This is a genomic window from Sedimentitalea arenosa, assembly GCF_016428585.1.
GTDB lineage: Bacteria > Pseudomonadota > Alphaproteobacteria > Rhodobacterales > Rhodobacteraceae > Sedimentitalea > Sedimentitalea arenosa.
The window spans coordinates 208,998-219,871 of record NZ_JAELVR010000010.1 but is presented as its reverse complement, the minus strand read 5'-3'; the positions used below and the strand labels follow the sequence as shown (position 1 = coordinate 219,871).

Below are 10,874 nucleotides of genomic sequence, written 5' to 3'. Positions count from 1 at the left end.
AGTACGCCGTTGCTTTTTTTAGGATGTCACGCTCCTCAATGACACGGGCCAGCACCCACTTCAGCCGACGGTTCTCGGCCTCGTGATCGACGCCCGTCTTAGGAACTGGGTCCGCGAAAAGCTCCATCCATTCATACAGAGAATGCGTGCTCACGCCCAAGCGCCGGGAAACCTCCCCCACCGGATACCCGCGCAAAGTGATCTGACGCACCGCATCGCGCTTGAACTAGTCGCTGTAGTTGCTTGTTCCAATGGTCGCCTCCTCGGCTCAAAGCAAGGGGGCAACGCGTCTATGAAAATAGGGCCAACTCATCATCCTCCACCCGATCCACCAAATGCCGGGACTGAACACCTAGTTTTAGAGTCGAATGAGTTATCTGACGAATCGGACTGAATTACCATCGATACATGCTCGGCGGGTTCCAAGTTTGCACAGCCAAAATCGTGGTCCAAATCCATGGCGTTGAAAATGGCAGGACGTTCCCTCGTGGAGGCCCAGAACCCGCGCGCGATACCAGGCGAACTATCAAGCGATCAGCGGACCGAGTTGATCGAGCTGTCCAGAAGGTGTTTCGTGTAGGCTTCCTTTGCCTCCAGCCGGCGCATCTGTTCGACCCCCAGCGTCTCGACAAAGCGTCCGTCGCGCATGACGGCGATGCGGCCGCAGAGATGGCCCACGACGCCCAGGTCGTGCGAGACCATCAGGTAGGTCAGCTTGTGTTCGGCCCGAAGGTCGACCAGCAGGTTCAGGATCTCGGCCTGCACCGACACGTCGAGCGCCGAGGTCGGCTCGTCCAGAAGCAGGATCGACGGCTCTGGCGCCAACGCACGGGCGATCGCGACGCGCTGGCGCTGGCCGCCCGACATCTGGTGCGGATAGCGGAACCGGAAGCCGGGACCAAGCCCGACGTCATTCAGCAGCTTGACGATCCGCTCGTCGACATTGTCGCCGCCATGCAGCTTCATCGCTTCGGACAACACCTGATCGACGGTATGGCGCGGATGCAGTGAGGCATAGGGGTCCTGAAACACCATCTGCACCTTGCGGTAGAATGCCTTGCTTCTGGTCTTGCCCAGTGGTTCGCCCGCGACGGTCATCTGCCCCGACCAGGTCGGAATCAGCCCGGCAATGGCGCGCAGAATGGTGGACTTGCCCGAGCCGCTTTCTCCGACCAGACCAAAACTCTCGCCGGGGTCGACCTCGAAACTGACATCGCGCACTGCGTAGGAGCGATCTCCCTTTGTGCCGAACCAGACATTCAGGCCTTCTATCGAGATATCGCTCATACCCGTGCACTCACCGATGGAGCGTCCGTCCATGTCGGATCGCGCTGCAGCACGTCAAGCCGCTCCCGCGGGTTCTCGAGATCGGGAACAGAGTTCAGCAAACCGACCGTGTAGGGGTGGCTGGCGTTCTTCAGCTCGCTGGCGTTGCAGGTTTCGACGATGCGCCCGGCATACATGATGACGATCCGGTCGCAGAACTTCGCCACCAGGTTGAGGTCGTGGCTGATGAAGATCAGTCCCATCCCGCGATCGCGCACCAGCTTGTTCATGATCTCCAGAACCTGCAGTTGGACCGATACGTCCAGTGCAGATGTGGGTTCGTCGGCGATCAGGATTTCAGGATTGGGCAGCACCATCATCGCGATCATGATGCGCTGGCCCATGCCGCCCGACACCTCGTGCGGATACAGTCCGTAAACTCGTTCCGGATCGCGGATCGCAACCTCGTCGAGCATCGCGATAGCACGTTCGCGGGCTTCGGATTTGGAGACCTTCTCATGCGCGCGCAGTGCTTCGACCATCTGCTGGCCCACGGTCATCACCGGGTTCAGGGAGAACTTCGGATCCTGCATGATCATCGACACGCGCCCGCCGCGCAGCCGTCGCATCCGGTCTTCCGGGGCGTGCAGGATGTCTTCGCCGTGCATCTCCATCTTGTCGGCTTCGATCTGCCCGGGGGGACGGATCAGCCGCAGGATGGCGCGCCCGGTCATCGATTTGCCCGAGCCGGACTCTCCCACGATCCCCAGCCGCTCGCGCCCCAGCGTGAACGAGATGCCGCGCACCGCGTCGACGATGCCGGTGCGCGTGTGGAACTTGACCCACAGGTTCTCGACGTCCAGCAGGGGTTCATCCGTCACGAATTGCTCTCCTTGGGGTCCAGAACGTCGCGCAGGCCGTCACCCAGGAGGTTGAAGGCCAGCGAGATCGCGAAGATGGCGATGCCCGGAATCGTGGCAACCCACCAGTAATCGAGGATGTACTTGCGCCCTTCCGAGATCATCGCGCCCCATTCCGGGCTGGGCGGCTGCGCTCCGAGGCCCAGAAAGCCCAACCCCGCCGCTGTCAGGATGATGCCGGCCATGTCCAGCGTCACCCGGATCACCAGCGATGAAATGCAGAGCGGCCAGATATGCCGCGTCACGATCCGCACGGGCCCGGCACCCTGTAGGCGGATCGCGTGAATGAAGTCCGAATTGCGGATGGTCAAGGTCTCGGCGCGGGCGATCCGCGCATAAGGCGGCCAGGCGGTGAGCGATATGGCCAGCACCGCGTTCTCGATCCCGGCCCCCAGCGCCGCCACGAAGGCAAGCGCCAGGATCAGGCGCGGGAAGGCCAGGAAGATGTCGGTTATCCGCATCAGGATCACGTCGATCCAGCCCCCCGCATAGCCGGCGACCGTTCCCATGATCAGCCCGACCACGGGCGCCACCATCACGACAAGCAGGACGATGTAGATAGAGATGCGCGCGCCGTAGAGGATGCGCGAATAGATGTCCCGACCCAGGCTGTCAGTGCCGAAGAAATGTCCCTGTTCTCCCGGTGCGAGCAGGCGGTTGCCGAGATCCTGCGCGAAGGGATCATGCGTCGCCAGGATGGGCGCGAAGATCGCGGCGAGGATCAGGAACAGAAGAACCCCCAGCCCGAGCATCGCCAGCGTGTTCGAGCGGAAGGTCAGCCAGCCCTTGTACCAGGACGACAGCCGCGCTTGCCGGCGCGAAGCCGGTTCGTCGGTCAGCAGCCAGTCGCGCCATCCCGCCGTCCCGTTCATTTCGCCCTCGGGTCGAAGAAACGGTACAGAATGTCCGAGAAGATGTTGATGCCCACGAAGATCACTCCGATCACGATGGTGCCGCCAAGAACCGAGTTCATGTCGTTGGCCAGAAGCGAGGTCGTGATGTAGCTGCCGATGCCGGGCCAGGCAAAGATGATCTCGGTCAGGACCGACCCCTCCAGCAGGTTGGCGTAGGCCAGCGCGATCACGGTGACCAGTTGAATACGAATGTTTCGGAAGGCATGGCCCCAGACCACCTGCCATTCCGACAGGCCCTTGACGCGGGCAGTCGTGACATATTCCGAGCCCAGTTGTTCAAGCATGAAGGACCGTGTCATGCGGCTAATATAGGCCATGGAGTAATATCCCAGCAGCGACGCGGGCAGGATGATATGAGAAAAGGCGTTGCGGAAGACAGCCCATTCGCCGCGCAGCGCACTGTCGACCAGCAGCATTCCGGTGATAGGCTCGACGATGCCCTGATAGAAGATGCCGACGCGCCCCGGTCCCGACACCCAGCCGAGAATGCCGTAGAACACGAGCAGCCCGACGAGGCCGAGCCAGAAGATCGGCATGGAATAGCCGATCAGGCCGACGAAGCGGGCGACCTGGTCGATCCAGCTGCCGCGCCGCACGGCGGCAATGACGCCCAGCGGGACGCCGAGGATGACGCCGATCAGGGTGCCGAGCGTTGCCAGTTCCAGGGTGGCCGGGAACACGCGGCCGATATCGGTGGCCACTTCCTGCCCGGTACGGATCGACTTGCCGAAATCGCCCAGAAGCACGTCACCGACATAGATGCCAAACTGCACCATGAGTGGCTTGTCGAGCCCGAGCTCGCGGAAGGTCTCGTCATATTGCGCCTGCGTCGCGCGTTCGCCGATCACTGCAAGAACCGGGTCGATCGGCATCACGCGACCGATCATGAAGGTCACGAAGAGCAGGCCGAGGATCGTCGCCGCCACTGTCGCAAGTGTCGCGAGCAACCTCTTGAACCAAGGAGGGAGGGACAGCGTCTGCCGCCCCTCCCCGTGTGTCTGGCTCTGTGCCATTTACTTGGTGATGACCCAGTAGGACACCGCCGTGGTCGCGCCACCGGCCACGAAGTTTTCGACATTCGAGCGCATTCCGTTCTGCTCGATCTGCTGGAACATGACGCCGAAGGGGCTGGTCTGCTGATGCTCGGCCTGGATGTCGCGATACATCTGGGCGCGGGCCTCGGTGTCGTTCTCGACCACCGCAGCGAGGGTTTTCTCGCTCATCTCCGGAATGTCCCAGGCGTTGCGCCACGCCAGATAGCCGGTGTTGCCGGCCTCGTCGGCGTTGTCCGGGTTCTGCGCAAAGGTCGCGGCGTTGGTGTTCGGGTCGGGATAGTCGGGGCCCCAGGCGCCCATGTAGATGTCATGCTCACGCGCGCGATAACGGTCGAGTGTCTGCGCACCGGTTCCAACGATCAGTTCGACCTCGCAGCCCAGCTGGCCCCAAGTGTTCTGCAGCGATTGGCTGATGTCCAGCCGCTCCTGTGCTTCGCGCACCGAGATCTTGATCGGGCCGCAGTCGGGGTGGTTCGACTCCGCCAGCGCCGCCTTTGCCTTCTCCATGTCAAAGGAATAGGGCTTGTCCTCCAGCGCGCCGAGGAAGGTCAGCGGCAGGAAGGCTTGGTGCACGGTGTATTGTCCCTTCAGGAACGATCCCGACATGCCGTCGTAATCGACGGCCCATTTCAAAGCTTCCAGAACCTTGGGATCGGACAGCATCTCGTTCTTCTGGTTCGCCGCCCAGTACATCAGGCGCCCTCGAAGTTCGTCCACGACCTTGACGCCGTCGACTCCGTCCAGACCTGCCACGTCCTCGGGCGAGAGGTTGCGCGCGACGTCGATATCGCCGCGTTCCAACTGCAGACGCTGGGTGGCACTTTCCTGGATGTGCTGAACGATAACCCGCTCCATCGCCGGGGCGTCGCCGTGATAGTTCGGATTCAGGTCCATCAAAACGCTTTCGCTGGGCTTCCAGTCAACGACCTTGTAGGGGCCCGATCCCGCGGTGTTGGTGCGCAGCCATTCGTTGCCCATGTCGCCGTCCACCTCGTTCTCCATCGCCGCCTTCATGTCGACGATGCCGCCGATGGTGGCGGTGAGGCAGTTCAGCACGAACGAGACCGCGTAGGGCTTGTCCAGCGTCAACACCAGCGTCTTGTCATCGGTGGCGACGATGGTCTCTTCCACGTTCTCGGGGGTGAAACCGAACTGGGTCAGGATGAAGGACGGGGTCTTGTTCAGAAGCACCGCGCGGCGCAACGAGAACTCGGCATCCTTTGCCGTTACGGGGTTGCCGGTCGAAAATACGTGACCCTCGGCCATGGTGAAGGTGACGGTTTTTCCGTCCTCCGAGATGTCCCAGCTTTCCGCAAGCTGGGGCTGATAGCCGGCGTCGAGGTCCAGCGGATCGAAATTGACCAGCTTCTCATAGACGTTGCGACTGACATCGGCACCTGCGAACTCGAAGCTTTCCGCCGGGTCAAAGGTCTTGATGTCGTCGATCCGGTTGGCGATCACCAGCATGTTCGGCGGTGTTTCGGCAAAGGCCGGCGCCATGTCGCTGGCCATGATCAGTGCTGCGGCGGCCGCGGCTGCGAAACTCAATCGGTTCGTCATGTGAACACTCCCTGTTCGTTTGTTGTTTAGTCGCCCCACGTCAAGCGCAGGACACGCAACCAGTTACCATGCGTTACCTTTTTCAAAAGCGCGTCGTCAGCCCCATGGGTGCGCAGGGCCGCGACCAGATTGGGCAGACCTGCACAATCGGTGATCGGTTTAGGAACCAGCGCGCCGTCGAAATCCGACCCGATCCCCACCCGGTCTTCTCCCAGTCTTTCGACCAAATGGTCAAAATGTCTTAGGACTATGTCAAGACCGAAATCGTCGTTCATCTGGCCGTCCGGCCGCAGGAAGGCACTGGCGAAGTTGATTCCCACCATGCCGCCGCTGTCGCGGATCGCGTCCAGTTGCCGGTCGGTCAGATTGCGTGAATGCGGCGTCACTGCCCAGGCGTTTGAATGGGTCGCGACCAGCGGCGCGTCACTGATCCGCGCCACGTCGTCGAACCCCTTGGCGTTCAGGTGCGACAGGTCGATCAGGATGCGCAGCCGGTTGCATTCGCGCACCAGCGCCTTGCCCGCGTCGGTCAGCCCGGGGCCGATATCGGGGTCGGACGGAAAGCGAAACGGCACACCGTGGCCCCAGATCGTCTCGCGGCTCCAGACCGGCCCGAGCGAGCGCAACCCGCGTGCGTGATAGGCGTGAAGCCGTGCAAAGTCGCGGTCGATGGCTTCCGCGCCCTCGATATGGACGACGGCGGCCATTTCCGCCGCGCCGAGGGTCGCGGAAATCTCGTCCACTGTCCGACATATCCGCACCGCGCCGACGCGTTCCAGATCGTCCAGCGCGTCAAAGCCGCGTTCGGTCCAGCCGACCGCGAAATCCTCATCAAGAGGGTCGGGCAGGGGAAGGTCGTAGGAGGGCTTCTGCATCTCGTCTTCGCGCGCGGCGGCGTCGCGCGGGCTTGGGACATAGATCGCGAACATGCCGCCGGCGAACCCGCCCTTCACGGCCCGGGGCTTGTCGATATGGCCATCGTTCAGGCCGTTGGCCACGCCCTCTGCGGTCGCGTCGCCTTTGAGGAGCCTGAGCACGAGATCGTTATGGCCGTCGAAAACCGGGAACGCCGTCATGGCCTGGGCCGCGATATTCCGTGGCCGAGACTTCTCGGCCGTTGGGTCTTTTCATACGTCATGCCGCGGAGTGTCATGGAACCGGTGCGTTTCCGCAATGGCAAAAACGATGGTCCACGGGGGACGAGTCTCTGCGCCTTTGGTGTTGCTTGACGTCCGCGTCTCACGTGAAATGCTCACGCGAGTTGAAATCCAACGAAATGCAGGGAGCCTCTTCAACAATGAAAACCGCAATCTACGCCGGCCTTGCCGCAACATTCTTCGCCGCGCCCCTGGCAGCCCACGACTTGGGCTTCGCGGGACTCCTGTCCAGTTCCAACAAGGAAGATCTGCCGGAACTGACCCTCTCGGTCGGCAAGCCTATTGCCGAAGCGCCTTTGATGCTGAAATCCGGCACCGCCTATGAGATCGAGATCGAATCCGACGGTACCGGTGAACTGGCGCTGGAAGGCGCTGGCTTCTTCCGTGCCATCTGGATCAACGAGATCGTCATCAACGGTCTTGAAATCCGCCCGCTGGGCATCGACAGCGTCGAATTCGACGAGGCCGGCACGATGGAAATCGAGTTCATCGCGATCAAGCCCGGCCGTTATGAATTGAAGCAACCGGGATCGACCGGCGAGAGCCAGCGGGTCGAAATCATCATCGAGTAGTCGCGCATGACCATGCTTGAGGTCCATGATGTGACCTATCAGTATGGCGCCAAGCGGGCGTTGGATGACGTTTCGTTCGCGCTCGACGCGGGGCGCTTCTGCGCCTTGCTCGGCCCGAACGGCGCTGGCAAATCGACGCTGTTTTCCCTGATGACCCGGCTTCTGGTGACACGTCACGGAACGATCACCGTGGCCGGGCATGACATCGCCAGCGACCCGCGCGGCGCGCTGGCCAGCATCGGGGTGGTGTTCCAGCAACAGACGCTCGACCTCGACATGACCGTGTTGCAGAACCTGCGCTATTTCGCGGCACTGCAGGGTTTGTCGGGGAAGGCCGCGCAAAAGAACATCGACGCAGCGCTGGACCGGCTCGACATGCGCGAACGCGCCCGCGAGAAGGCCCGCGCGTTGAACGGCGGCCACCGACGCCGGATGGAGATTGCCCGCGCGCTGATTCATGACCCCAAGGTTCTGCTGCTGGACGAACCCACCGTGGGACTGGACACCGCCAGCCGTCAGGCGATCACCGCCCATGTTCACGACCTTGCCGACACCGGCCTGCTGGTCTTCTGGGCCACCCATCTGGTCGACGAGATCCGCGAGACGGACGAGGTCGTGGTGCTGCATCAGGGCAAGGTGCGCGCACAGGGCACGGCGGCCAGCATCGCCGGCACAGGCAGCCTGACAGATGCCTTCATGGCCATGACCGCGCGCGAGCAGGCCGCATGATCGCCTATCTCGTTGCGCTGCGCGCCATCGTGCTGCGCGAAGCCATGCGCTTCATGAACCAGCGCAGTCGCTTCCTCGCCGCCCTCGTGCGGCCATTGGTCTGGTTGGTCGTCTTCGCCGCGGGCTTTCGTGCCGCTTTGGGCTTGTCGATCATTCCGCCCTACCAGACCTACATCACCTACGAGGTCTATATCGTCCCCGGCCTCTGCGGCATGATCCAGCTTTTCAATGGGATGCAGTCCTCGCTCTCGCTGGTGTATGACCGCGAGATGGGCTCGATGCGCCTGCTGCTGACCAGCCGTTTGCCGCGCTGGTGGCTGTTGTTCTGCAAGCTGATGGCGGGCGTCGCGGTGTCGATCCTGCAGGTTTACGTGTTCCTGGCGATCTCGGCGGCGTTCGGGATCACCATGCCGCTGATGGGCTATGTCTACCTGTTCCCCGTGTTGATCCTGACAGGGCTGATGCTGGGCGCGCTTGGCCTGCTGATCTCGTCGACGATCAAGCAGCTCGAGAATTTTGCGGGCGTGATGAACTTTGTGATCTTCCCGATGTTCTTCCTGTCGAGCGCGCTCTACCCGTTGTGGAAGATGGCCGAAAGCTCGACCCTTCTGCGCGACATCTGCGCCTTCAACCCGTTCACCCACGCGGTCGAACTGATCCGTTTCGCTCTCTATGAAAGCTTCAACGGCATGGCGCTCTTGTGGGTGGTGCTGGCGTTCGCAGTGTTCATGGCGGGCAGCCTGATCGGCTATGACCCGGCCCGCGGCATGGTGCGCAAGGCGCGCGGATGAATGTGCCGGATGATAGTCTCGAACGCGCTGCGCGGGGGCGCGGCTTTCCCCGCGTCGCAGGCGTCGACGAGGTCGGACGCGGCCCGCTTGCCGGTCCGGTCACGGCGGCGGCAGTGATCCTCGACCCGGCGCAAATTCCCGAAGGGCTCAATGATTCAAAGAAGCTGACGGCAAAGGCGCGCGCGCGGATCGCAGTGCTGATCCACGAGCAGGCTGAGGTATCGATCGCCCATGCCAGCGTCGAGGAGATCGACCGCCTCAACATCCTGCGCGCCAGCCACCTCGCGATGGAACGTGCGGTGGCCGCGCTGTCCCCGCCGCCCGACTTCGTGCTGATCGACGGCAGCATGATCCCACGCGGCCTTGCGCTTCCTTCGGCGGCGGTGGTTCGGGGGGACGGGCGCTCGGTGTCGATCGCGGCGGCCTCGATCGTGGCCAAGATCGCGCGGGATCGGATCATGGTGGATTTGGCGCAACAGCATCCCGGCTACGGCTGGGAGACCAACGCGGGCTATCCATCAAAAAGTCACAGGTTGGCGCTTCAAAATCTTGGTGTGACCCCACACCATAGACGTTCCTTCAAACCCGTGCACAATATATTGTATCAAGATAAAACTATAAGTGACTGATTCAAAAAAGAATTTGACGGAGATTCGGCTTTGACTCATTGTTTTCCACAACCACGAGAGCGCACGAAGCGGTCCGGGACAGAGGCAGACAATGACAAAGACCAAGACACAGGGCGCGGCTGCGCTCCCGCTCAACACGATTCTGGATGGCGACTGCATCAAGCGGATGAACAGTCTTCCCGAGGCATCCATCGACCTGATCTTTGCCGATCCGCCCTATAACCTGCAGCTCAAGGGAGAGCTGCACCGGCCCGACAACAGCCAGGTCGATGCGGTCGACGATCACTGGGATCAGTTCTCGTCTTTCGCCGCTTATGACACGTTCACCCGCGAATGGCTGAAGGCCGCGCGGCGCCTGCTGAAACCCGATGGCGCGATCTGGGTGATCGGCAGCTATCACAACATTTTCCGCGTCGGTGCGGCTCTTCAGGACGCGGGTTACTGGATCCTCAACGACGTCGTCTGGCGCAAGTCCAATCCGATGCCGAACTTCCGCGGCAAGCGCTTCACCAACGCGCATGAGACAATGATCTGGGCCAGCAAGTCCGAGGGCGGGAAATACACCTTCAACTACGAAGCGCTGAAGGCGCTGAACGAAGGCATCCAGATGCGCAGCGATTGGGTTCTGCCGATCTGCACCGGTCATGAGCGGCTCAAGGACGACAAGGGCGACAAGGCGCATCCGACCCAGAAACCGGAAAGCCTGCTGCACCGGGTTCTGGTCGGTTCGACCAATCCGGGCGACGTGGTGCTCGACCCGTTTTTCGGCACCGGTACCACCGGTGCGGTGGCCAAGATGCTGGGCCGCGACTTCATCGGTATCGAACGCGAGCCCGCCTATCGCGCGGTCGCCGAGAAACGGATCGCCAAGGTTCGCAAGTTCGACCGCGAGGCCTTGCAGGTCAGCGCCTCCAAGCGCGCGGAACCGCGGGTGCCGTTCGGCCAGTTGGTCGAACGCGGGATGCTGCGTCCGGGCGAAGAACTCTACTCGATGAACAAGCGCTTCAAGGCCAAGGTGCGCGCTGATGGCACGCTGATCGGCAGCGACGTCAAGGGCTCGATCCACCAGGTCGGCGCCGCGCTCGAAGGCGCACCGAGTTGCAACGGCTGGACCTACTGGTGTTTCAAGCGCGACGGCAAGACCGTGCCGATCGACGTGCTGCGCCAGCAGATCCGCTCCGAGATGCAGGGCTGATCCAGGCATTCACGAAAACCGCCGGTGCCTGTGGCCTGTCATGTGGCACCACACCTGCCCCGCCGTCATGGCGGGGCTTTTTTCGT

Annotated in this window: 11 protein-coding genes and 1 pseudogene; 5 read left to right on the top strand and 7 right to left on the bottom strand. The window is 62.2% G+C overall.

Annotation, left to right across the window (positions count from 1 at the left end; genetic code table 11):
* The 7 genes and pseudogenes from JF290_RS15415 to JF290_RS15385 all read right to left on the bottom strand — a co-directional run.
* Positions 1–253 (bottom strand): annotated as a pseudogene (locus tag JF290_RS15415) (transposase); the annotation flags it as partial.
* A gap of 281 nt (positions 254–534) precedes the next feature.
* Positions 535–1,287, bottom strand: coding sequence for an ABC transporter ATP-binding protein (locus JF290_RS15410; protein WP_199025780.1), 753 nt, complete (start codon positions 1,285–1,287; stop codon positions 535–537).
* A complete protein-coding gene (locus tag JF290_RS15405) occupies positions 1,284–2,147 on the bottom strand; it encodes an ABC transporter ATP-binding protein (protein ID WP_199025779.1) in 864 nt (287 codons plus the stop codon). The genes JF290_RS15410 and JF290_RS15405 overlap by 4 nt, the downstream gene beginning before the upstream one ends.
* Complete coding sequence (locus JF290_RS15400) at positions 2,144–3,058, bottom strand: ABC transporter permease (RefSeq protein WP_199025778.1); 915 nt, start codon at positions 3,056–3,058, stop codon at positions 2,144–2,146. The genes JF290_RS15405 and JF290_RS15400 overlap by 4 nt, the downstream gene beginning before the upstream one ends.
* On the bottom strand, positions 3,055–4,113 hold the full coding sequence (locus JF290_RS15395; protein ID WP_199025777.1) for an ABC transporter permease: 1,059 nt from the start codon (positions 4,111–4,113) through the stop codon (positions 3,055–3,057). The genes JF290_RS15400 and JF290_RS15395 overlap by 4 nt, the downstream gene beginning before the upstream one ends.
* Positions 4,114–5,715: an ABC transporter substrate-binding protein gene (locus JF290_RS15390; protein ID WP_199025776.1), complete on the bottom strand. Its 1,602-nt coding sequence runs from the start codon at positions 5,713–5,715 to the stop codon at positions 4,114–4,116.
* A gap of 26 nt (positions 5,716–5,741) precedes the next feature.
* On the bottom strand, positions 5,742–6,791 hold the full coding sequence (locus JF290_RS15385; RefSeq protein ID WP_199025775.1) for a dipeptidase: 1,050 nt from the start codon (positions 6,789–6,791) through the stop codon (positions 5,742–5,744).
* 221 nt (positions 6,792–7,012) lie between these two features.
* Between JF290_RS15385 and JF290_RS15380 the strand changes: the two genes are divergently transcribed.
* The 5 genes from JF290_RS15380 (at position 7,013) to JF290_RS15360 (ending at position 10,788) form a co-directional block, all read left to right on the top strand.
* The gene (locus tag JF290_RS15380) at positions 7,013–7,444 is read left to right on the top strand and encodes a hypothetical protein (RefSeq protein ID WP_199025774.1); all 432 of its coding nucleotides are present in this window, start codon (positions 7,013–7,015) and stop codon (positions 7,442–7,444) included.
* 6 nt (positions 7,445–7,450) lie between these two features.
* On the top strand, positions 7,451–8,173 hold the full coding sequence (locus JF290_RS15375) for an ABC transporter ATP-binding protein (RefSeq protein WP_199025773.1): 723 nt from the start codon (positions 7,451–7,453) through the stop codon (positions 8,171–8,173).
* Positions 8,170–8,964: an ABC transporter permease gene (locus JF290_RS15370; RefSeq protein ID WP_199025772.1), complete on the top strand. Its 795-nt coding sequence runs from the start codon at positions 8,170–8,172 to the stop codon at positions 8,962–8,964. Before JF290_RS15375 ends, JF290_RS15370 begins: the two co-directional genes overlap by 4 nt.
* The gene (locus JF290_RS15365; protein ID WP_199025771.1) at positions 8,961–9,593 is read left to right on the top strand and encodes a ribonuclease HII; all 633 of its coding nucleotides are present in this window, start codon (positions 8,961–8,963) and stop codon (positions 9,591–9,593) included. The genes JF290_RS15370 and JF290_RS15365 overlap by 4 nt, the downstream gene beginning before the upstream one ends.
* Positions 9,594–9,684: 91 nt before the next feature.
* The gene (locus JF290_RS15360; protein WP_199025770.1) at positions 9,685–10,788 is read left to right on the top strand and encodes a site-specific DNA-methyltransferase; all 1,104 of its coding nucleotides are present in this window, start codon (positions 9,685–9,687) and stop codon (positions 10,786–10,788) included.
* Positions 10,789–10,874: the final 86 nt, after the last annotated feature.